17 protein-coding genes are annotated in these 21,419 nt (G+C 72.9%); 10 read left to right on the forward strand and 7 right to left on the reverse strand.

Annotation, left to right across the window (positions count from 1 at the left end; all coding sequences use genetic code 11):
• Positions 1–52 precede the first annotated feature (52 nt).
• Positions 53–823 carry an IclR family transcriptional regulator gene (locus RBJ65_RS35340; protein WP_306319505.1) on the reverse strand — a complete coding sequence of 257 codons (771 nt, stop codon included), beginning with the start codon at positions 821–823 and terminating at the stop codon, positions 53–55.
• Positions 824–903: 80 nt separating this feature from the next.
• On the opposite strand from RBJ65_RS35340, the gene asnB reads away from it, so the two are divergent.
• Positions 904–2,451 (forward strand): asparagine synthase (glutamine-hydrolyzing), encoded by a 1,548-nt coding sequence (asnB, locus tag RBJ65_RS35345; RefSeq protein ID WP_306319506.1) that lies wholly within the window; start codon positions 904–906, stop codon positions 2,449–2,451.
• A gap of 110 nt (positions 2,452–2,561) precedes the next feature.
• On the forward strand, positions 2,562–3,245 hold the full coding sequence (locus RBJ65_RS35350) for a hypothetical protein (protein WP_306319507.1): 684 nt from the start codon (positions 2,562–2,564) through the stop codon (positions 3,243–3,245).
• A 10-nt stretch (positions 3,246–3,255) separates the two neighbouring features.
• On the opposite strand, the gene RBJ65_RS35355 is transcribed toward RBJ65_RS35350, so the two are convergent.
• A complete protein-coding gene (locus tag RBJ65_RS35355; RefSeq protein ID WP_306319508.1) occupies positions 3,256–4,107 on the reverse strand; it encodes a fructosamine kinase family protein in 852 nt (283 codons plus the stop codon).
• 147 nt (positions 4,108–4,254) lie between these two features.
• Here RBJ65_RS35355 and RBJ65_RS35360 point away from each other — a divergent pair, with 147 nt between their 5' ends.
• Complete coding sequence (locus RBJ65_RS35360; protein ID WP_306319509.1) at positions 4,255–4,974, forward strand: type 1 glutamine amidotransferase; 720 nt, start codon at positions 4,255–4,257, stop codon at positions 4,972–4,974.
• Here the strand turns inward: RBJ65_RS35360 and RBJ65_RS35365 are convergent.
• A complete protein-coding gene (locus RBJ65_RS35365; RefSeq protein ID WP_306319510.1) occupies positions 4,934–6,187 on the reverse strand; it encodes a benzoate/H(+) symporter BenE family transporter in 1,254 nt (417 codons plus the stop codon). The genes RBJ65_RS35360 and RBJ65_RS35365 overlap by 41 nt on opposite strands.
• Positions 6,188–6,356: 169 nt before the next feature.
• Here RBJ65_RS35365 and RBJ65_RS35370 point away from each other — a divergent pair, with 169 nt between their 5' ends.
• Positions 6,357–6,896 (forward strand): helix-turn-helix domain-containing protein, encoded by a 540-nt coding sequence (locus RBJ65_RS35370; RefSeq protein ID WP_306319511.1) that lies wholly within the window; start codon positions 6,357–6,359, stop codon positions 6,894–6,896.
• A gap of 18 nt (positions 6,897–6,914) precedes the next feature.
• Here the strand turns inward: RBJ65_RS35370 and RBJ65_RS35375 are convergent, their stop codons facing one another.
• Entirely contained in the window at positions 6,915–7,754 is an 840-nt protein-coding gene (locus tag RBJ65_RS35375) for a hypothetical protein (protein WP_306319512.1), read from the reverse strand.
• 213 nt (positions 7,755–7,967) lie between these two features.
• Between RBJ65_RS35375 and RBJ65_RS35380 the strand changes: the two genes are divergently transcribed.
• The gene (locus tag RBJ65_RS35380) at positions 7,968–10,520 is read left to right on the forward strand and encodes an ATP-dependent Clp protease ATP-binding subunit (protein ID WP_306319513.1); all 2,553 of its coding nucleotides are present in this window, start codon (positions 7,968–7,970) and stop codon (positions 10,518–10,520) included.
• 84 nt (positions 10,521–10,604) lie between these two features.
• A complete protein-coding gene (locus RBJ65_RS35385; RefSeq protein ID WP_306319514.1) occupies positions 10,605–10,988 on the forward strand; it encodes a hypothetical protein in 384 nt (127 codons plus the stop codon).
• On the opposite strand, the gene RBJ65_RS35390 is transcribed toward RBJ65_RS35385, so the two are convergent.
• The 3 genes from RBJ65_RS35390 to RBJ65_RS35400 all read right to left on the reverse strand — a co-directional run bounded on the left by RBJ65_RS35390 (position 10,978) and on the right by RBJ65_RS35400 (position 15,806).
• Complete coding sequence (locus tag RBJ65_RS35390; RefSeq protein WP_306319515.1) at positions 10,978–11,598, reverse strand: DUF6629 family protein; 621 nt, start codon at positions 11,596–11,598, stop codon at positions 10,978–10,980. The genes RBJ65_RS35385 and RBJ65_RS35390 overlap by 11 nt on opposite strands.
• A gap of 71 nt (positions 11,599–11,669) precedes the next feature.
• Entirely contained in the window at positions 11,670–13,076 is a 1,407-nt protein-coding gene (locus tag RBJ65_RS35395; RefSeq protein WP_306319516.1) for an FAD-binding oxidoreductase, read from the reverse strand.
• Positions 13,077–13,205: 129 nt separating this feature from the next.
• On the reverse strand, positions 13,206–15,806 hold the full coding sequence (locus RBJ65_RS35400) for an AAA family ATPase (protein WP_306319517.1): 2,601 nt from the start codon (positions 15,804–15,806) through the stop codon (positions 13,206–13,208).
• Positions 15,807–16,049: 243 nt separating this feature from the next.
• Here RBJ65_RS35400 and RBJ65_RS35405 point away from each other — a divergent pair, with 243 nt between their 5' ends.
• The 4 genes from RBJ65_RS35405 (at position 16,050) to RBJ65_RS35420 (ending at position 21,410) form a co-directional block, all read left to right on the forward strand.
• Entirely contained in the window at positions 16,050–16,529 is a 480-nt protein-coding gene (locus tag RBJ65_RS35405; RefSeq protein ID WP_306319518.1) for a MarR family winged helix-turn-helix transcriptional regulator, read from the forward strand.
• Positions 16,526–19,252 carry an FUSC family protein gene (locus RBJ65_RS35410; protein ID WP_306319519.1) on the forward strand — a complete coding sequence of 909 codons (2,727 nt, stop codon included), beginning with the start codon at positions 16,526–16,528 and terminating at the stop codon, positions 19,250–19,252. The genes RBJ65_RS35405 and RBJ65_RS35410 overlap by 4 nt, the downstream gene beginning before the upstream one ends.
• A 125-nt stretch (positions 19,253–19,377) precedes the next feature.
• Positions 19,378–21,075, forward strand: coding sequence for a cytochrome c oxidase subunit I (gene ctaD / locus RBJ65_RS35415; RefSeq protein WP_306319520.1), 1,698 nt, complete (start codon positions 19,378–19,380; stop codon positions 21,073–21,075).
• On the forward strand, positions 21,072–21,410 hold the full coding sequence (locus RBJ65_RS35420) for a hypothetical protein (RefSeq protein ID WP_306319521.1): 339 nt from the start codon (positions 21,072–21,074) through the stop codon (positions 21,408–21,410). The genes ctaD and RBJ65_RS35420 overlap by 4 nt, the downstream gene beginning before the upstream one ends.
• The last annotated feature ends 9 nt before the right edge of the window (positions 21,411–21,419 follow it).

The following is a 21,419-nucleotide window of genomic DNA, read 5'->3' on the forward strand; positions in this document are numbered from 1 at the left end:
CGGCCGTGGCCCACGTCGCCCGGTAGGTGCCCGTGGTCCGCGGCCCCCGGACTCACGCGGCCGGCGGCGCCCCGTTGAGCCTCGCCGACAACTGGTGCGCCGCCGCGACCACCGCCTCCGCCACCTGCGGAAGCGCCTCCGGCGGCAGCCGGAACACGGGCGCCGACACATTGACCGCCGCCACCACGTCGCCCCGGTGGTCGTGCACCGGGACGGCGACCGCGGTCAGGCCCGGCTCCATCTCCTCCGCCGCCACCGCGTAGCCGCGCGCCCGCTCCGCCCGCAGCCGCTCCAGGACGGCCGGTACGTCGCGGGGCGCGGCGTCCGTGCCCGGCAGCGGCGCCCCCGCCTCGGTCGCGAGGAGCGCCGCGATCTGGTCGTCGGGCAGCGCGAACAGCAGGGCGCGCCCCGCCGACGTGCAGTTCAGGGGCGAGGTGCGGCCGATCCACTCGTGCGCCTGGAGCCCGCGCGACGTGCGCTCGGTCAGCACCGTCACCACGCCGTGCCCCGACAGCACCGTCAGATACGCCGGTTCACCGACCCGGTGCACCAGATCCCGCAGCACCGGCGGCGCCTCCCCGTACAGCCGCTCCTCGCCCGCCGACGAGGCCAGCGCGAGCAGCTGCCAGCCGATCCGATAGCGCAGCGTGCGCGGATCCCGCTCCAGGAACCCCTCCTGCGCCAGGACCTTCAGCGTCCGTGACACCTGCGTCTTCTCCCGGCCCACCGCCTGGGCCACTTCCTGTACGCCCATCGGGCCCTGCGCGAGCGCGCGCAGCACGTCGAGCGCGCGGTGCACGCTGCTGAGATTCTCCGCTGCCATGACGGGAAGATTGCCAGCGGCGTGCGTATACAGCAACTCTCATTGTTGTCCTCGCACGGACCGCCCTATGGTCGATCCACATGTGCGGAATCGCAGCCATACACAGTCATCACGGAAGTCCCGACACCGAGTGCGCCGACGCGGCGGCGCAGGGCATGCTCGACCGGCTCGCCCACCGCGGACCCGACGACAGCGGGAGCCGAATCGTCGGCGGACACACGTGGCTCGGCCACCGCCGCCTCTCCATCGTCGACCTCGACGGCGGCCACCAGCCCCTCGGCGGCACCGCGGGCGACGACGACTGGTCGCTCGTGTGCAACGGTGAGATCTACAACCACGAGACACTGCGCGAGGAGTTGCCGGACGCGTCCTTCGGCTCGTCCTCCTCCGACTCGGCGGCGGCGCTCGCCGTGCTGCGCACGGAGGGGCCCGACGGCCTGCACCGGCTGCGCGGCATGTGGGCGCTGTGCGCGGCCACGCCCGGCGGCCGGTTCGTCGCCGCCCGCGACGCCATCGGCGTCAAGCCCCTGTACTGGGCGCGCACCGACACCGCCGTGCACTTCGCCTCCGAACTGCGCGCCTTCCACCCCGACGTACAGCCGAGCGCCGAGATCTTCCCGCCCGGCTGCTGGTGGACCCCCGAGGACGGCCTGCGGCGCTTCGCGCAGCCGGTGCCCGAGGCGGCCGGAGACGGCTGGGGCGGAGTGTCCGAGCAGGTCGTCGAGAAGGCCACCTTCGAGGCCGTCGCCGACTCCGTGCGCCGGCATCTGATGGCGGACGTCGAGGTCGGTGTGTTCCTCTCCGGCGGGCTCGACTCCAGCCTCGTCGCCGCGGTCGCCGCCGACACGTACGCCCGCCAGGGGCGGCGCCTCAAGACCTTCGCCGTCGGCACGGAGGACTCCCCGGACCTGCTCGCCGCGCGGGAGGCCGCCGCGTTCCTGGGCACCGAGCACCACGAGGCGGTGCTCGACGCCGAGGCCGCGGCGCGGGCCCTCGACGAGGTGGTCGGGTGCGTGGAGTCCTTCGACGCCAGTCTCATCCGCAGCGCCGTCCCGAACTGGTTCCTCTCCGAACTCGCCGCCCGGCACGTCAAGGCCGTCCTCACCGGCGAGGGCGCCGACGAGCTCTTCGCCGGATACGGCTACTACCACGAGCGGTACGCGCAGCCGGGCGAGCTGGACGCCGAACTGCGCCGCACCATCGGCCAGTTGCACGGCCTGAACCTCCAGCGCTGCGACCGTGTCACCATGGCGCACGGCCTGGAGGCACGTGTCCCGTTCCTCGACCGTGATGTCATCGCGCACGCCATGTCACTTCCGGCGTCGGTGAAGGGACTTGAGGCCGACGGCATGGAGAAGGGACATCTGCGGCGCGCCTTCGCCGGATGGCTGCCGGAACATCTGCTGTGGCGCCGCAAGGAGCAGTTCGGCACGGGCAGCGGCGCCGAGAGCGTCCTGAGCCCGCTGTGGGAAACCCGCATCACGGACGCGGAGTTCGCGGCGGCCGTCGCCGAGGACGGCGCCCCCGAGCTGCGAAGCAAGGAAGAGCTCGGCTACTACCGGACGTTCCGCGCGGCACTGCCCGGCGTGCGCCCGGAGGCGGTGCTCACGCGCTTCGCGACGGCGTAGGCGCGCGGGGCCCGGTCGAGTGGAGTCGGGCGGTGGCGCGGGAGACGGTGGCGGTCGGCGTGGAAGGGGCCCAGCGACCCCTCCACGTCGACCGAAGGACCGGTACCGCCATGTCTTCCGCACACCTCTCCCGCCGTACGACCCGACTGTGCGCCCTTGCCGTCGCCACGGCGGTCGCGGCGGCACTCGCCGCACCCGCCGCCGCGCACGCCGCCCCGGTCCAGGCGCCCGTGCGCGCGGCGGCGCCCGCCGCGGACGACCAGTCCTCGCCTGTCACGGGCGGCGGCGTCGACCTCGCGCCCAACACCGCACTCGGACTGCACGGTGGCGCCAGACTGGCCCTGTCCAGCGGGAACGTCGTCCACGACGGCACCCGCGTCACCGGCGGCAGGATCACGACCACCGGCACGCTCCTCGTGGGAGCCGGCACCAGGAAGACCGAGTTCTACGCCGTCGAGATCCACCTCGACACCGGCACCGTCACCGCGTCCCACCACCAGGGAGGCCTCGTCCTCGGCCGCTTCGACACGAGCGCGCTGCGTCTCGCCCCGAGCGCCGACGGCCGGCGGTCGCAGCTCACCATCGGCTCCGATGACGGCAGCATCGACTCCGATGACGGCAGCGCCTTCCAGTTGGGCGCGCAGGCCGCGTCCGGGCTCAACTCGATCCTGGGCACCGACCTGCGTGCGGGTGACCCCTTGCTGACCGGCACGGTCCACGCGCGGATCGACTGGGCGCCCGCCCCGACCACCGACCCCACGGGCCTCCTCGACGTGATCCTCGGTCTGCTCTAGAGGGGAGCCACTACGCGAGTTGGGAGCGCGCCGCCGCGACCGCCTGCCCCGCGTAGCCGCCGCCGAACAGCACCGTGTGCACCAGGAGCGGGAACAGCTGGTGCAGCGGGATACGGTCCCGCCAGCCGTCGGCGAGCGGGGCCACCTCCTCGTAGCCCGCGAGAATCCGGTCCAGGTGCGGCGCGCCGAACAGGTGCAGCATCGCCAGATCGGTCTCGCGGTGCCCGCCGTGCGCGGCCGGGTCGATGAGGTGGGCCGCGCCGTCGGCGCCCCACAGCAGGTTGCCGTTCCACAGGTCGCCGTGCAGGCGCGCGGGCGGTTCGGGTGGGCCCGCGAGTTCGGGCAGCCGCTCGCAGACCCGCTCGACGGGCTTCGCGTCGGCGGGGGAGAGGGTGCCCGCGTCGACGGCGCTCCGCAGGTAGGGCAGGACGCGGTGGTCGGCGTACCAGCGGGGCCAGTCGTCGCCTGGCACATTGCGCATGGGCGCGAGCCCGATGTACGCCTCCGTCGGCCCTTCGGGCGGCGCCGCGCCGAACGCCGGGGCGCCCGCGCCGTGCAGCCGCGCGAGATCCCGGCCGAACCGGACGGCGATGTCGCCGGTCGGCCGCCCCTCCGCGACCCGGTCCACGACCAGGCACCGCTCGTCGTACCCGTGCACCGTGGGCACCGCCACCGCGCCGACGGCCGCGAGCCACCGCAGCCCGGCCGCCTCCGCGCGCACCGCCGCCGGGTCGTCCGCGTTTTTCACCATGACCACGCGGCCGTCGTCGAGGGTGACCTCGGCGAGGTGCGAGGACAAGCGGCGCTCGGCCGTGGTGGGTCGGCCGGTGAGGCGGGTGGCGGCGGCTGCGGGCTCTGACATGACACTCAGCGTAGGACGCGGCCCTGTCGGCGGACGGTTGACGGGAGGTGTCACGCGCTGATCTGCTGCGTTGAGCTACGCAGGGCATGGGCCGTGGATCTACGCGGGACCTGGGCCCCGGCACCATACGAAACGAGGCGAACACGCGTGAGCAGCAGACCGGTTGAACCCGTCCTCGTCGTGCAGAACACCAGGAGCGGCGGCCCGGGGCGGGTCGGCGACTGGCTGGGTGAGGCGGGGGTGGGCCTGGAGGTGCTGCGGCCGTACGAGGGTGAGGAGTTGCCGGAGAAGCTCGGCGGAAGGCCGTTGATCGTGCTCGGCGGGGGATTCCTGCCGGACGACGACGAGCGCGCGCCCTGGCTCCCCGCCACCCGCCGTCTCGCCGCGCAGGCCCTCGACGCGGGCACGCCCGTCCTCGGCATCTGCCTCGGCGGGCAGCTCCTCGCGCAGGTCGCGGGCGGCGGCGTACGGGGGAGTCACGGGCGGCCCGAGTACGGCAGCACGCGGATCACGTTGCGGCCCGAAGCCGCCGACGACGCGTTGCTGCACGGGCTCGGGGAGACGGTCCCGGCGATCGAGCGGCACGTCGACCAGATCACCCAACTGCCGCCGGGCGCCGTGTGGTTGGCGTCCACCGAGGCCTGCCCGCATCAGGCGTTCCGGGTGGGGGAGCGGGCGTGGGGCGTGCAGTTCCATCCGGAGGCTGCGGCCGGGCGGATCGCGGGGTGGGACCCCGAACCGCTGGCCCGGCAGGGCTACGACAGGGACGCGCTGCATGCGGCGGCGGTGGCCGATGAGGCGGCGGCCGTCGCGGCGTGGTCCGTCGTCACGCGGAGGTTCGCTCGGGTGTGCGCGAGTCGCTCTTGACCGGCTGCGGGGCGGCGGACCCGGCCCCGGTCTTCCCGCGCCGTGCCACCGACGTGACGACCGTCGTCAGCACGCCCGCCAGCAGTCCCCAGAACGCCGACCCGATGCCGAGCAGCGTCACACCGGAGGCGGTGGCGAGGAAGGTGACGACGGCCGCCTCCCGCGACTTCGGGTCCGAGAGAGCACCCGCAAGCGCCGACTCGATGGTGGCGAGCATGCCCACCCCGGCGACCGCCAGGACGAGCGCCTGCGGCATCGCCGTGAGCAGCGTGGCGACGGTCGCGCCCAGCAGTCCGACACACAGGTAGAAGACGCCCGCCCACACGGCCGCGAGGTAGCGCTTCCGCCGGTCGGGGTGCGCCTCCTCGCCGGTGCAGATCGCGGCGGTCAGCGCCGCGAGGTTCAGGCCGAACGCGCCGAACGGCGCGAGCACCGCCTGCGCGACACCGGTCCACGTCAGGACGGGCGAGATCGGCACCTCGTACCCGGACGCGCGCAGCACGGTGACACCCGGCAGATTCTGCGAGGCCATAGTGACCACGAACAGCGGCACACCGACGCTGATCAGCACCTTCCAGTCCAGCTCCGGAGCCGTGAACACCGGCTGCGCGAGCGACAGTTGGACCCGCTCCAGGTGCCAGCCACCGGTGAGGACGGAGGCGGCGACGCCTCCGGCGAGCGCGACCACCACGGCGTAGCGCGGCAGCAGCCGACGGGCGAGGAGGTACAGCACGAACACCGGGAACGCGATCCCGAAGTGCCCGCCCATCTGCGCGAACAGACCCGTCCCGAAGTGCAGCAGCACACCTGCGAGCAGCGCGGAGGCGAGCGGCACCGGAATCCGGTCCATGAGCCGCGCGAACCACCCCGTAAGCCCGCTCACCACGGTCAGGGCGGCGCTGAACACGAACGCGCCCACGGCCTTCTCCATCGACACCCCGCTCAGGCTCGTCGCGAGCAGCGCGGCACCCGGAGTCGACCAAGAGGTCAGTACGGGCGCCTTGTTGCGCAGCGACAGGCCCACGGTGGTGACGGCGATCCCGACGCCGAGCGCCAGCATCCACGACGACACCTCCCGCGCGTCCGCCCCGGCGGCCCGCGCCGCCGTGAACACGATGGCCGCCGCGCTGGTGACACCGACGGTGGTGGCGATGAGGCCCGCCGCGACGGCCGAGGGCGGTGCGAGGGCGCGTATGCGGGCGAGCGAGGACATGCGGGAGTCACTTCCGAACAGCAGGGAGAGGCAGAAGGCAGGTAGCGGGCAGGGGAGAGGCAGAGCGTTCCATGAACGGAACGTTCTGTTTGTGGAACACTAAGGACGCGGGCAGTGACACGTCAACACGCGCCCAGCGGCGCGAGACGCGAGAGGGGACGACCGGGCGATGGGACTTGGCGACGAGGTGGGGCGCAGGCTGAAACGGCTGCGCGAGGACAACGGGCTCTCCCTGTCCGAACTCGCGCGCCGCTCCGGCGTCGGCAAGGGCACCCTCTCCGAGCTGGAGACCGGCCGCCGCAACCCCACCCTCGAAACCCTCTACGCCCTGACCACCGCGCTCGGCCGCCCGCTCAGCGCCGTACTCGACGACCCGCCCTCAGGCGCCGGCGCGGGCGCGGAAGGTGTCACGGGCAGCGCCGTCACCGCCGTGCTCATCGAGCGGTACGAGGACGATGACGCGGCCACCGACGTCTTCCGCGTCACCATCGCCGAGGGCGCCACACAGGAGTCCTCGGCGCACGTCCCGCGCACCACGGAGAGCCTGATGGTGCTGTCCGGGACGGCCGTCGTCGGCCCGCCGGACGCGCCGCGCACCGCCGGACCCGGCGGTCACGCCCAGTGGGCGGCCGACGTCCCGCACCTCTACGGCGCGCCGGACGGCGAGGTCCAGGGCATCCTCTTCGTCCGCTACCCGAAGGGCGGCTGAGCCGGCCGGGGGAGGGTGTCAGGCGGCGTGCGGCGCCTCCGTCGGATCCGTGCCGCGCAGCTCGGAGACGTCGATCGACTCGTCCGCCGACGGTGTCTTGTCCGGCACCGGCTTGTCGTAGCCGGTCAGCGTCATCGTCAGGGACTCGCCCGAACTCTTCTCGGTGGCGCGCACCAGGCGGTGCGGCGCGTCCGCGGTGACGTACAGCGTGCTGCGCTCCTCGTCGTCGCGGGCGGTCAGCGGCACGACCTCGGTGCCCGCGAGCTTCTTCTGGTCGCCCTTCGTGAGCGTGTCCTTGGCGGCGCGGTCCGAGCCGTCCTTCAGGCGCTCGCGGAACGCGTCGAGGTCGCAGGTGCGGGAGAAGCCGTCGAGCATCGGGTCGTCGGTCGTGCCGTGCACATACCGGTCGCCGATCAGATCGGCCGCCAACTCGCCACTGCGTCCGGGCAGTTGCGCCTTCCAGAACGTCGCGTCGGGCTTCATCCACACCTCGTCGCCGCGCTTCACGAGGTCGACGCTGCCGCCCTTGGCGCCGCCCGTGCCCATGCGCAGCTTGCCCGCGCAGTTGCCGTCCTCGTCGAGGCGGAGGTCGAAGGTCGACGGGGTGCGGGAGTCCCGGTCATCGGTGCTGTTGCGCATCCTCAGGTGCAGCGACTTCGCGTCCAGGAGTTCCTTCTTCGCCGCGTCGGCCAGCTCCCGCGCGCTCTTGCCCTTGGCGTCGCCGCCGTCGCCGTCGCCGTCGTCGGCCGTCGCGGGGCCCGCCGCGAACAGGCTCACGCAGACGAACGCGGCGGCGACGGAGGTCCGCGCGGCCCGGTGCGGCCGGGTCGTCGGGGTCGTCGGGGTCGGTCCGGCCATGACGTCACCTCGCCTTCCCGGACACGCGGATCGCGCCCGAAACACCCATAAATTGTACGTTCTGTGCCGTCCGGTCGTCGTCCGCACGGCGGACGCCCGCGCCCCATGGGGTCCACCACGTTTATCCACGCCGCAGTGGGCTACGCGCACCCCAGACGGACGGCGACGAGGCAGCGCCCCCGACACCGGGTGCGTGCGCCGGAACGGATGGGTATGAGCAGCGGATTCACCGGGTCCGACGGCTACGGACAGGACCCTTTCGGCGACTTCTTCGCCCGGTTCCTCGGCGGTGGCGGCCCCAGCGGCGGCGGCCGACGGCAGATCGACATCGGCAGGCTGATGAGCGGGCCCGCCCGCCACCTCGTCGCCACGGCCGCGAACTACGCCACCGAACACGGCCGCGGCGACCTCGACACCGGACACCTCCTGTGGGCGGCGCTCTCCCTCGAACCGACCCGCTCCCTCGTGACCCGGGCCGGCGCCGACCCCGACCGGCTCGCCGGGGAGATCGACCGGCACGCGGGCAGCGGAGAGCAGAGCCGCACCCCGCAGTCCCTCTCCGTGACCCCCGCCGTCAAGCGGGCGCTGCTCGACGCGCATGTCATCGCGCGCGAGTCGGGCGTCGCCTACATCGGCCCGGACCACATCGTGCTCGCGCTCGCCGCCAACCCCGACTCGGCGGCCGGACACCTCCTCAACCAGGCCCGCTTCACCCCCGACCCGCCCCCGCAGCCACCGGCCCAGGGACCCGCCGAGTCCCCCAGGCCAGGCCAGCAGGCCAAGCCCGCGGCGCCCACCCCCAACCTCGACCGCTACGGCGAGGACCTCACCGACCGCGCCCGGCAGGGCCGCCTCGACCCGGTCATCGGCCGCGACGAGGAGATCGAGCAGACGGTCGAGGTGCTCTCACGGCGGGGCAAGAACAACCCCGTGCTCATCGGCGACGCGGGCGTCGGCAAGACCGCCGTCGTCGAGGGACTCGCCCAGCGCATCGCCGACGGCGACGTACCCGAGACGCTCACAGGGCGCCGCCTCGTGACACTCGACCTGTCGGGCGTCGTCGCGGGCACCCGCTACCGCGGCGACTTCGAGGAGCGCCTCAACGGCATCATCGACGAGGTGCGCGCCCACCCGGACGAACTCATCGTGTTCATCGACGAGTTGCACACCGTCGTGGGCGCCGGGGCCGGCGGCGGCTCCGAAGGCGGCTCGATGGACGCGGGCAACATGCTCAAACCCGCCCTGGCGCGCGGCGAATTGCATGTCATCGGCGCCACCACCCTGGAGGAGTACCGGCGTTACATCGAGAAGGACGCCGCGCTCGCCCGCCGCTTCCAGCCGATCCTCGTGCCCGAGCCGTCCACGGCGGACGCGGTGGAGATCCTGCGCGGGCTGCGCGACCGCTACGAGGCGCACCATCAAGTCCGGTACGCCGACGAGGCGTTGCTCGCCGCCGTCGACCTCTCCGACCGCTATCTCACCGACCGGTTCCTGCCCGACAAGGCCATCGATCTGATGGACCAGGCGGGCGCCCGCGTCCGCCTTCGCGACCGCACCAAGACGACCGACGTACGGGCCCTGGAGCGCGAGGTCGACGACCTCACCCGCGACAAGGACCAGGCCGTGGCCGCCGAACAGTACGAACGGGCCACCGAACTGCGCGACAGGATAGGCGAGTTGTGCGCACGCATCGAGGGCGCCCGCGAGCCCGACCCCGGGGACGGGCACATCGTCGAGGTGTCCGCCGAGGACATCGCCGACATCGTGTCCCGGCAGACCGGCATCCCCGTCAGCAGCCTCACCCAGGAGGAGAAGGAGCGCCTCCTCGGCCTCGAACAGCATCTGCACGAGCGGGTCATCGGCCAGGACGAGGCCGTCTCCGCCGTCGCCGAGGCCGTCCTGCGCTCCCGCGCCGGGCTCGCCAGCCCCGACCGTCCCATCGGCAGCTTCCTCTTCCTCGGCCCCACCGGCGTCGGCAAGACGGAGCTGGCCCGCGCCCTCGCCGAGGCGCTCTTCGGCAGCCAGGACCGCATGGTCCGCCTCGACATGAGCGAGTTCCAGGAACGCCACACCGTGTCCCGGCTCGTGGGCGCGCCACCCGGATACGTCGGCCACGAGGAGGCCGGTCAGCTCACTGAGGCCGTGCGCCGCCACCCGTACTCCCTCGTCCTGCTCGACGAGGTGGAGAAGGCACACCCCGACGTCTTCAACACCCTCCTCCAGGTCCTCGACGACGGCCGCCTCACCGACGCCCAGGGCCGCACGGTCAACTTCACCAACACGGTCATCGTCATGACCAGCAACCTCGGCTCCGAAGCCCTCACCGGACGCGGCGCCGCGCTCGGCTTCCGCTCCGACGGCGCCGCCGCCGACGAGACCGCACGCCGCGAACAGGTGCTGCGCCCGCTGCGCGAGCACTTCCGCCCGGAGTTCCTGAACCGCGTCGACGAGATCGTCATCTTCCGGCGGCTCAGCACCGAGCAGCTCGCCCGCATCACCGACCTCCTCCTCGACGAGACCCGGCGCCGCCTGCACGCCCAGGACATCGCCATCGACGTCACCCCCGAAGCCGTCGACTGGCTGGCCCGGCGCGGCCACCAACCCGAGTACGGGGCGCGCCCCCTGCGCCGCACCATCCAGCGCGAACTCGACAACCGGCTCTCCCGGATGCTCCTCGACGGCGAGATCGCGGCGGGCGGCCGGATCCTCGTCGAGGTCGACGGAGGGGACCTCGCCATCCGGGCGAAGGCGTCGGAGAAGACGTAACCCCTGGTCCGGTACGACGTTGATGCGCGCGAAGCGCGGACGTCCGCGCCCATCGACGTCGTACGAGAGCACAGGGAGCACCCCATGTCCGTCCTCAAGAAGCTCGTCTCCTCCGCCGCCGCGGCCGTCGCCGCCCTCGGCTGTGTCATCGCCGTGGGCCAGCCGGCCGCGGCCGACGGGAAGTGGTGCAACAACGCCGTGTGCATCGAGACCTACGACTCCGGCACCTACCTGGGCCGCGTCGAGGTGTCCGTCGTGAACACCAACCAGCCGAACCGCATCACCGCCCGCGTATGGACCACCGACGGCTGGTCCGCGAACACCAAGGTCGAGGACGTCGACGCGTTCCGCACCTACCGCGACCAGGCCTACCCGCAGCGGCACTTCGCCCCGGGCACCCGCCTGTGCGCCGAGGGCTTCCGCGGCGACGCTAGCGTCGGCCTGCCCTGCGTCACGATCACCGAGTGACGGCGGCGCGCGGCCGCAGCCACACGTAGAGCACCACCGAGCAGAGCGCGGCGCCCGCGCACCATGTGGAGATGAACTCCCAGCGCCACAGCGCCGCGCACACTGCCGCGACGACCGCCGCGAGCACCCCCAGCACGACGAGCCCCCGCTCGCCCGACAGCAGCAGCGCCCCGATCGTCGCCACCAGATAGCCCGCGAGCAGCCATCCGGCGTGCGGCAGACCGATCGCGTACCCCATGGTGTGCCCGCGGACCTCCGCGGTCACCGTGCTCGTCGCCAGCACGTACGCGAGCACCCCCGCCGTCACGACCCCCGCCACGAGCGGCACCACGAGCCGCGCGCGGGCGCCCACCGCACACCACACACCCACCGGCACCCACAGCGGCAGCAGCGGCAGCGCGATCACCGCCCACGCGTCGACGGCGGCGCCCGTGCCGCCGCCGTCGTTCCAGATCACCGCCTCGATGACCTGGTGCGCCCCGAGCAGCAGCGGCAGCGCCGCGAGGAGCACGGCCCGCGGCCGGGTGCGCACCGCGCGCGCCACACACCCCACGCCCACGCCGGTGACCGCGCCACCCGCCACCAGATCGGCCGTCGCACTCCAACACATGCACCTACGCTACGTACATCAAGCCTCTGCGGCGATTGAGCGGCGGGGTCCGGGGCAGAGCCCCGATCCCTTCACCCCGTCGAGGCGGCAGGATCGGGCTGAATGTTCTGGTTGTTGCGGAACACATTGTCCGGGTCGAGGGCCCCCTTGATCCGCGCCAGGCGCGCATAGTTGCCGCGGTAGCTCGCCCGCACCCGCTCTTGCCCCTCGTCCATCATCATGTTCACGTAGGCGCCGCCCGCCGAGTACGGGTGCAGCGCCTCGAAGTAGTCGACCGTCCAGCGGCGCAGCACCTCGGCGCCCGCCGGGTCCGGGTCCACGCCCGCGTACACGCTCGCCCAGCGCGCGTCCCGGTAGCTGAACGCGGTGTCGGACGGGCCGACGTCGTGGGCGGCGCCGTCGATCGGGTACAGGTGCATCGTCGACTGCGCGGACGGTGTCTCCGGGCCGAACTTGGCGTGCAGCGCCACGGCCTCGTCCGGGATCTCCTTCACGAAGTCGGCCCGCCAGTACCACTGGTCGCCCGGCGGGTACAGGCCGTCGAACATCGACTGCAGCGCCGGGTGCGGCATCGGCGCGACCGCGTGCAGCAGCGGCGCGGGCAGCGTGCCGAGGAAGGGGGCCATCGCCCGCTGCGCCGCCTCCGGGTCCCCGGACGTGTGACACCACACCACGCCGCACACCTTCCGCAGGTGCAGCTCCTCGGGGAACGGCGGGGCCGGCGGCACCGCCCCGTACAGGAAGAAGCCGTTGACGTCGCGCGGCGCGGACGGCAGGAACTCCCGGTAGGCGGTGAGGATTTCGGAGCTCTGCTCGGCGGGCCAGAACGTCGGACCCGCCACCACCTGACTCACCTCGTGCAGCCGGAACGTGAAGGACGTGACGGCTCCGAAGTTCCCGCCGCCGCCCCGGATCGCCCAGTACAGGTCCGTATTGGTGTCGGCGTCCGCGCGTACGGAACTGCCGTCGGCGAGCACGACCTCGGCCGCCAGGATGTTGTCGACGGTCAGCCCGCAGCGCCGCGTGAGGTGGCCGAGTCCGCCGCCGAGCGCGAGGCCGCCGACGCCGGTGGTGGAGACGATGCCGCTGGGCGTCGCCAGGCCGTGCTCGTGCGTCGCCGCGTCGACCAGCCCCCAGGTGGCGCCGCCGCCGACCGTCACGGTGCGGGCGTCCGGATCGACCTCGACGCTGTTCATGGGTGCCAGGTCGGCGACCACACCGCCCTCGCAGGTGCCGAGGCCCGCGCCGTGGTGTCCGCCGCCGCGCACCGCGAACGGCAGCGTGTGGCGGCGCGCGAAGGCCAGCGCGCTCGCCACGTCGCCCGCGTCCGCGCAGCGCGCCACGAGCGCGGGACGCCGGTCGATCATCGCGTTGTAGACGGCCCGGGCCGCCTCGTAACCGGAGTCGTCGGGGCCGATCAAATCCCCCCGGAAACCGGTGAGTTCACGGCGCGCGGCCTGTGCGGGTGTGGTGCCCATGCGGTCCCCCGTGTCGAGTGGATGTCGTCCGCCCCGTTCTACGGGCGTCGCGCACGGGCGGGCATGCGTGGCGGCCACCCACCTCGGGCCGTGCGGGTACCTACGTTTCGGCTGTCCGGGTGCCGAGGGCTACGGTTCGCCGGGTGCCGTGAGGCCGAGCTCCGCCGCGCGCCGCACCGCCCGGCGGCGGGTGGGCGCGTCCAGCTTCTCCAGGACCGCGCGGACGTGGTTGTCGACGGTGCGCACGGAGACGACGAGGCGCTCGGCGATCTCCGCGTTGGTCAGCCCCGCCATCAGGAGGCGTACGACCTGGAGTTGACGGTCGGTCAGGCCGGCCGGGTTGCGGCGCGCCGCGGCGTACGGGCCGCGCGGCACATGGCGTACGCCGAGCTCGCGGAGATCGGCGCGGACCAGGCGGGCGAGCGGCGCGGCGCCCAGCGCGTCCAGTGTGGTGAGCGCGGTCAGCTTCACGGCCGGGTCGGGGCTCTGCGCGAGGGCGGCGGCCTCCTCGTACGGGCAGCCGGCCGTGCGCCACAGCTCGGCGGCCTTGTCCCACTGGCCCGCCGCCTGGAGCGCGTACGGATGGGTCGAGCCGTCCGCCGGTACGGGGTCGCCCGCCCGCGCCAGCCAGTGGCCGAGCTCGTGGCGCTGCGGCGCGGCCAGCCGCAGCGCCCGCTCGTACACCCGCCCGGCGGCGGCGCGCACCCCCGCCAGGTCGCCGCGCAGCCACGCGGCCTCCGCACGGGCCGCCGCGACCGGGCCCATCCGCTGCAGCTCACGGGTGTCGATGGCGATCCGCCAGGCCCGGTCGAGGAGTTCCTCGCCGCCAGGGGTGCCGCGCCGCACCCGGACGCGGGCGAGGACGGTGAGCGCGGGGCAGCGGGCGGGCGGGAACACGTCCGCGCCGAGGCGCGCGTACCGCTCGGCCGCCTGCCAGTCGCCCGCCGCGAACTTCCGCAGCGCCAGCTCCACTTGGAGGTAGGTGAGGAAGCCGACGTGCTCGGCGCGGTCGGCAAGGTCGATGGCGGGGCCGAGGTGCCGGTCCGCCTCCGTGAACCGCAGATCGTCCATGAGCGACCAGACGATATTGGCGTAGGCGCGGCACGCGTGCTCCACCTCGCCGGAGCCGAGGGCCACCGCCAGGCTCTCCGCCAACTGCCGCTCGCCCAGCGGGTCCCCGTCCCGCCAGCGCGCCGATCCTACGTTGTTGAGCGCGTGCGCGAGGATCGCCGGATCGCCCGCCTTCCGGGCGAGCGCGATGGCCCGCTCGCCGTACTCGACGGCCTGCTCGTACGCGTCCGACAGCATCCGCAACTGCGCCGTATTGCTCAGCGCGAGCGCCAACAGGCGGTCGTCACCGGCCCGTTCGAGCACGGCGAGGGCCTCGCGCGCCGCCTCCTCGGCCGCCGCCGCGTCGCCCGCCCACCAGTGGATCCGCGACAGCCAGCGCAGATCGGCGCCCAGCGAGCGGGGCTCGCCGAGCGTGCGGCGCAGCTCGACGGCGTCCCGCTCGGCCGCGACGGCGGCGGTCGAGTCGCCGATGGTGTAGCTCTCGATCGCGAACCGTTCGAGGAGATCGGCCAGTTCGGCGGGGGAGTAGCGGGCACGCTGCCGCAGGACGAGGCGCAGATGCGCGGCGGCCTCCCGGTGCGCGCCCGCCCGCGCCGCGTCACGCGCGGCCCTCGGTCCGTACCGCGCCACGGCGTCGAGGTCACCGGCCGCCGCCGCGTGGTGCACGATCCGGGAGCGGTCGGCGTCGGGCGCGGCCACCAGCGCGGCGAGCACCGCGCGGTCGAGGGTGATGCGCCGTGCGGCGGGCAGCGAGTCGGCGACGGCGCGGCGGATGATCTCGTGCCGGAACGCCACCCGGTCCGGAGCCACCTCCAGCAGGCCGACCTGCTCCGCGGCGGCGAGCGCGGCGCAGCCGCCGGGGAGCAGGTCGTCGACGAGGGGGCGCTCCACGGCCGACGGGACGACCGCGAGCTGTTCGAGCGCGTCGCGTGAGGTGTCGTCGAGGCGGCGGAGGCGGGCGAGGACGGCGTCGACCACGGTCGGCGGGACGGCGCCGGTGCCGCCCGCGGCCAGGACCTCGGACACGAAGAACGGATTGCCCGATGTCACCGCGTAGACCTGGGCCGGGTCGAGTCCGGCTTTCGCGCAGAGGCCGCCCACGGCCCCGCGGGAGAGCGGGGAGAGGGGCAGGCGGTGGACGCGGGGCGCGCCGGATATCTGGCCGAGCAGCTGGCGCAGGGGGTGGCCGCGGTCCAGTTCGTCGTCGCGGTAGGTGAGGACGAGGACGGCGGGGAGGCGCTCCATGCGGCGCACCAGATAGCGCAGGGCGTCCAGGGACGCCTCGTCTGCCCAGTGCACGTCCTCCACGACCAGTACGGCGGGGTGCGGGGCGCAGGACAGTTCGGCGTGCAGCGCCTCGTAGACGCGGTGGCGGTCGTCGGCCTCGCGGACGGCGCGGGCGAGGCCGGTGCCGACGCTGCCGACGAGGTCGCGGAGGGGGCCGAGGGGGCGGCCGGTGGCCAGGTCGTCGCAGTGGCCGACGAGGAGGCGGGCGGCGGGTGGGAGTACCGGGGGCAGGGCGCGGACCAGGCTCGATTTTCCGATGCCGGCCTCTCCGAGGATGAGCGCGACGGAGCCGGCCCCCGAGGTGGCGTCCCGCGTGCAGGTGGCGAGTCGGGCCAGCTCGTGGTCCCGTTCGAGGATCCTCCCCCCGTCCACGCGTGGAGTTTCTCACCGGACGGGTTGCGGGTCCACGGGGTTGGCGTCACGGGGCTCCGCCCCGGACCCCGCTGCTCAATCGCCGCAGGGGCTTGATTGTGGTCGCCGGCCGTCGAGGGCTTGATTTGTGGTCGCCGGCCGCCGAGGGCTTGATTATGGTCGCCCGCCGTCGAGGGCTTGATTTTGGTCACCTTGCGTACCCCGGCGTTGGGAGGTTGTAAGGCGCATGTATATTCTTTCTATATGCATCTATCTCCGGGGTTCGTCGACGCCACCGAGGCCCAGCGCATCGAAGGCGCTGCTCGTGGGCTGTTGAGGGGGATCGCTCAGCTCGGGCAAACCCTGTTCAGGGAAGGGGAGTTCGGGCTCACGCGGAGCCAGGTCGCCCTGCTCGACGCGCTGGAGAGCGGGCCGTGCCGCGTGACCGGGCTCGCCGCCCGTACCGGTATGGCGCAGCCGCGCGTCACCGTGCTGCTGCAGAAGCTGGGGGACGCCGGGCTCGTCGAGCGGCGGCGGTGCGAGGACGATCGGCGTGCCGTCGAGACCTCGCTCACACCCGCCGGGCGCGCCCTGCTGGAGGCGGGGCGGCAGCGGATGGCCGCCGCCCTGCTCACCGCGCTGCACCGCGGCGAAGGCGCCGTCGAGGACCCGGAGCGCGCGGTGTCGACCGCGCGGGATGCGCTGAACCTTTTGTTGAACGCCATGGAATCGGAGGCCAGTTGACCACCCCGGGCACCTTGCCGGACCAGCACGCCGCCGCGAACGAAGCCCCGCCAGGAGTGGACCTCGCGCCCCATCGGGTCGCCGGACCCCGCAGATGGTGGGACTGGGGCCTCGCGGCCGACCCCGGACTCGGTCAGCTGCAGACCGGCTGGCGCACCCTCGTCGCCATGGTGACCGCGCTCACCGTCGGCTACGCGATGGCCGAGGCCCTCGGCATCCCCGACATGATCGGCATGATGGTCGCCGGGATGATGGGCCTGATGAGCGCCTTCGCGGTCGCCGAGAACACCTGGGACCGCCTCGCCCGCGCCATCCTGTGGATGCCGTTCCCGTACACCGCCGCGCTGTGGGTGTGCGCGGAGATGAACGGCAAGCGGGTGCCGCAGATGGTGCTGATGATCGCGGCGCTCGCCGTCACCTTCCTGCTCGCCAGGTTCGGGGCGATTCCGCTGGTCACCGGCATGATGCTGTTCAACGGCATGATGGTCGGCATGCTCGCGGGCATCCCCGCCGCGCTCGTCGGCAAGGCCTTCGCCGTGGCGCTCGTGTCCGCCGCCGCCGTGCTCATCACGCGGCTTCTGCTGTGCTACCCGATGCCCCGCGAGGACCTGCTGCGCACCCAGCGCGCCTTCGTCGTCGAGGCGCGGCGCGTCGCCGACGCCGCCGTGGACGCCGTCGACCCCGACGCCGACCAGGAGCGGGCCGTGCGCCGCATGAGCCGCTCGCTGCGCCGCCTCAACATCACCACCGTCACCATCGACGCCCGCCTCGCCCAGCCCGAGGTCGCCGCCGACCCCGACGCCGCCGAGCTGCTGCACCGGCACCTCTTCGACGCCGAGCTCGCACTGCGCGGCATCGGCCAGGCCGTCCAGGAGCTGACCCGGCTGCCCGTCCCCGAGCAGCTGCGCGAGGCGCTCGCCGTCGGCCTCGTGCTCGCCCGTGACACCCCGATACGGGAGGCCGAGGGGCTCCAGCCCGCCGCCGCCCACATTCAGGAGCGGGCCGAGGCCGTGCTCGCCGACCCGGCCGCGTCCGCCGAGGACGTGGAGGCCGCGGTGCTCGCGCGCCGCGTCGGCCACCTCCTCGACTCCCTCGCCCGCGCCCTGCACAACTGGCTCACCCTCGGCGCCAGCGCCGTCGCGGGCAAGGCCGAGGTGCCGTTCAAGCCGACCGTCGCCCTGGAGAACAACCGGCTGCCCGGCTCCGCCGGCCCCACCCGGCGCGTGCTCGCCTCGGGCACCGAGTCCGGCTGGCGCCGCGCCATCCCGTACATCCGGGTCCCCGCGCACGCCGCCGTGGCCGCCGCCATCGTCGTACCGATCTCCGACGCAATCGACCCGCACCGCTTCTACTGGGGCCTCGTCGGCGTGATGATCACGCTGTTCGGCACCAACACCACGCACGAGCGGCTGCGCAAGTTCGGGCACCGCATGGTCGGCACCGTGGTGGGCGCTGTCCTCGGCATTCTGCTCGTCCATCTCATCGGGCGTGACCACGTCTACTGGACGCTCGCCGTCATCGTCGTCGGACTCACCTTCGGCGCCTGGGGCATGGCCCGCGCCTACGCCTGCTGGGTCGTCGGCCTCGTCGTCGCCCTGTGCCAGCTGTACGCGATGAGCACGCCCGAGAGCGGCATGGAACACCTCCTCGGGGAGCGGCTGCTCGACAACGGGCTCGGCGTCCTCGTCGCCACCGCCTGCGCCGCCCTCATCTTCCCGCTGGCCCGCCGCACCGTCGTCCAGGAGGCCGAGCGCGGCTACGTAGATGTACTCGCCCAGGTCGTCGCCCAGGTCGAGCAGCGCTGGACGCAGCCCGACACCCCGGTACGGCTGCGCGGCGCCGCCCGCGCCGTGGACGCCGCGCTGCTCCAGGTGCAGGCCGTCGCCAAGCCGCTCGTGCGGATGCCGGTCGGCGTCAGCGGCCCGGCCGCCGAGCACCGCGTCGCCCTGCTGACCTCCGCCACGGGCCACGCCCGTGCGCTCGCGTCGGCCGCCGACATAGACATCGACCTGCCGCCCCGGCTCGTCGAACGCGCCCGCCTCGTCACCGCCACCGTCACCGCGTCCCTCAAGGAACTCGACCGGTTCTTCGCGACCGGCGAGCCCGAGGGCACGTACCGGCGCGTCAGCCCACTCCTTCGTGAGCTGCGCTCCGAACTGGCCCCCGCCGGGTCGGGCCCGCGCGCCCAGCGCCTGCACACAGCGCTGCGCGAACTCGACGCCCTGGACGAGACGTTGGCCGCGTACGCCGAGCAGGCCGGGCTCCCCGTCGCCACCGGGAACGGCGCCGCGCAGCGGCCCGCCTCGCCGATGCAGCGCCGCACCCGCGCCGTCATGGCGGCCTGGGGCGAACCGCAGCCCGCCAAGGCCCCGGCCCCGGCCCCGGCCGCGCCCGCTGCCGCCGCGGCTCCCAAGCCGAAGCCGCAGGCCCCGGCACCCCAGCCGCGCCGCGAAGCGGCCCCCGTGGGCCGCGCCCGCGTCACCGGCCACGTGGTGTGCGCCGAGCACCCCGAGGGCTGCCCCGCCTGGATCACCGTGATCAGTGCCCGCGGCAAGCGCCTCTCCAAGGCAGCGGTGACGCAAGGGAGTTACACGGTCGAGGGGCTGCCCACGGGCACCCATACGCTCGTGATCTCGGCGTCGAAGCACACGCCGCGCGCCGAACTGGTCACCGTGGAGGACGCGTTGGGTGCCGTGCGGCACGACATCCGGCTGGCGGGCTGAGGGAGCCCACTGCTGCATTTGAGGGAACCGGGGACGCGCGGGCGCGCGTGTCCCCGGTTCTCGTCGTGTCGTCCGCTAGTCGTGGTCGTGTCCTGTCTTACACCGGCCAAGGAAGCGACTACCTGATGACGTCCACGGAGAGCGCGGCGGCGAGCGCCGAGGCACCGGACTCGGAGACCGCACACGCACGGCGGCCCGGAGCCGTGGTGGTGAAGTGGCTCACCACCACCGACCACAAGACGATCGGCTCGCTGTACCTGATCACATCGTTCGCGTTCTTCTGCGTCGGCGGCATCATGGCGCTCTTCATGCGCGCCGAACTGGCCCGCCCAGGCATGCAGATCCTGTCGAACGAGCAGTTCAACCAGGCCTTCACGATGCATGGCCTGATCATGCTCCTGATGTTCGCGACACCCCTGTTCTCCGGCTTCGCGAACTGGATCATGCCGCTCCAGATCGGCGCCCCCGACGTCGCGTTCCCGCGCCTGAACATGTTCGCCTACTGGCTGTACCTGTTCGGCTCGCTGATCGCGGCCGCCGCGCTGCTCACCCCGCAGGGCGGCCCGGACTTCGGCTGGTTCATGTACGCGCCGCTGTCGGACGCGGTGCACACCACGAGCATCGGCGCCGACATGGGCATCATGGGGCTGATCTTCTCGGGCTTCGGCACGATCCTCGGCTCGGTCAACTTCATCACCACCATCATCTGCATGCGCATGCCCGGCATGACGATGTTCCGCATGCCGATCTTCACGTGGAACGTGCTCCTGACCGGCGTCCTCGTGCTGCTGGCCTTCCCGGTCCTGGCCGCCGCGCTGTTCGCCCTGGAGGCGGACCGCAAGTTCGGTGCGCACGTCTACGACGCGACAAATGGCGGCGCGCTGCTGTGGCAGCACCTCTTCTGGTTCTTCGGACACCCGGAGGTGTACATCATCGCCCTGCCGTTCTTCGGCATCGTCTCCGAAGTGATCCCGGTCTTCTCCCGCAAGCCGATCTTCGGTTACTCGGGCCTGATCGGCGCCACGATCGCGATCGCCGGCCTGTCCATCACGGTGTGGGCGCACCACATGTATGTCACCGGTGGCGTACTACTACCGTTCTTCTCCTTCATGACGTTCCTCATCGCCGTGCCAACAGGCGTGAAGTTCTTCAACTGGATCGGAACGATGTGGAAGGGCTCGCTGTCCTTCGAAACACCGATGCTGTGGTCGGTCGGCTTCCTCGTGACATTCCTGTTCGGCGGCCTCACCGGCGTCATCCTGGCGGCCCCGCCGCTGGACTTCCACATCTCGGACTCGTACTTCGTGGTGGCGCACTTCCACTACGTGGTGTTCGGCACCGTCGTCTTCGCGATGTTCGCCGGATTCCACTTCTGGTGGCCGAAGATGACCGGCAAGATGCTCGACGAACGCCTCGGCAAGATCACCTTCTGGACGCTGTTCATCGGCTTCCACGGCACGTTCCTGGTGCAGCACTGGCTGGGCGTCGAGGGCATGCCGCGGCGCTACGCGGACTACCTCGCGTCCGACGGCTTCACCGCGCTGAACACGATCTCCTCGATCTCCGCGTTCCTGCTGGGCCTGTCGATGCTGCCGTTCTTCTACAACGTCTGGAAGACCGGCAAGTACGGCAAGAAGATCGAGGTCGACGACCCGTGGGGCTACGGCCGCTCCCTGGAGTGGGCCACCTCCTGCCCGCCGCCCCGGCACAACTTCACCACCCTGCCCCGCGTCCGCTCCGAATCCCCGGCCTTCGACCTGCACCATCCCGGTGTCGCCGCCCTCGACCACGCCGAGAACCGGCACGAGGACGCGTCCGCATGAGCAGCACCGAGCAGGACGTGGACGCGGGAATCCAGCAGATGGAGGGCTATCTGCTGTGGAACTCGAAGGTCACCGAGGCCCACGAACAGGCCGAGGCGTTCACCGATCGGCTCGACTGGCTCACCGGCGCGCAGCGCGAGGAGGTGCAGCGCGTCTTCGTCGAGGAGCGCCTCGCCTTCCACAAGGCGGCGCTCGGCCAGATCGTGGCGCGCGCCGCCGAGCTGCGCGAGGAGTACGGCAAGCGCTACGAGCGCCTGAAGGCGCGCTGCGTCGGGATCTGCGGCGGCGTCCTCGTCGGCCTGCTGAGCCTGGCGTCGCTGGTCGCCCTCAAGTGACGTACGGAC

It is taken from the genome of Streptomyces sp. KL109B (genome assembly GCF_030766935.1).
Lineage (GTDB): Bacteria > Actinomycetota > Actinomycetes > Streptomycetales > Streptomycetaceae > Streptomyces.

What these genes read in the sequence shown, in the direction of transcription:
- RBJ65_RS35350 (WP_306319507.1), top strand. Translation starts at nt 2,562, where the DNA reads ATGTCTTCCGCACACCTCTCCCGCCGTACGACCCGACTGTGCGCCCTT.
- RBJ65_RS35365 (WP_306319510.1), bottom strand. Translation starts at nt 6,187, where the DNA reads ATGTCCTCGCTCGCCCGCATACGCGCCCTCGCACCGCCCTCGGCCGTC.
- RBJ65_RS35370 (WP_306319511.1), top strand. Translation starts at nt 6,357, where the DNA reads ATGGGACTTGGCGACGAGGTGGGGCGCAGGCTGAAACGGCTGCGCGAG.
- RBJ65_RS35385 (WP_306319514.1), top strand. Translation starts at nt 10,605, where the DNA reads ATGTCCGTCCTCAAGAAGCTCGTCTCCTCCGCCGCCGCGGCCGTCGCC.
- RBJ65_RS35420 (WP_306319521.1), top strand. Translation starts at nt 21,072, where the DNA reads ATGAGCAGCACCGAGCAGGACGTGGACGCGGGAATCCAGCAGATGGAG.
- ctaD (WP_306319520.1), top strand. Translation starts at nt 19,378, where the DNA reads ATGACGTCCACGGAGAGCGCGGCGGCGAGCGCCGAGGCACCGGACTCG.
- RBJ65_RS35395 (WP_306319516.1), bottom strand. Translation starts at nt 13,076, where the DNA reads ATGGGCACCACACCCGCACAGGCCGCGCGCCGTGAACTCACCGGTTTC.
- RBJ65_RS35355 (WP_306319508.1), bottom strand. Translation starts at nt 4,107, where the DNA reads ATGTCAGAGCCCGCAGCCGCCGCCACCCGCCTCACCGGCCGACCCACC.
- RBJ65_RS35390 (WP_306319515.1), bottom strand. Translation starts at nt 11,598, where the DNA reads ATGTGTTGGAGTGCGACGGCCGATCTGGTGGCGGGTGGCGCGGTCACC.
- RBJ65_RS35375 (WP_306319512.1), bottom strand. Translation starts at nt 7,754, where the DNA reads ATGGCCGGACCGACCCCGACGACCCCGACGACCCGGCCGCACCGGGCC.
- RBJ65_RS35405 (WP_306319518.1), top strand. Translation starts at nt 16,050, where the DNA reads ATGCATCTATCTCCGGGGTTCGTCGACGCCACCGAGGCCCAGCGCATC.
- RBJ65_RS35380 (WP_306319513.1), top strand. Translation starts at nt 7,968, where the DNA reads ATGAGCAGCGGATTCACCGGGTCCGACGGCTACGGACAGGACCCTTTC.
- asnB (WP_306319506.1), top strand. Translation starts at nt 904, where the DNA reads ATGTGCGGAATCGCAGCCATACACAGTCATCACGGAAGTCCCGACACC.
- RBJ65_RS35340 (WP_306319505.1), bottom strand. Translation starts at nt 823, where the DNA reads ATGGCAGCGGAGAATCTCAGCAGCGTGCACCGCGCGCTCGACGTGCTG.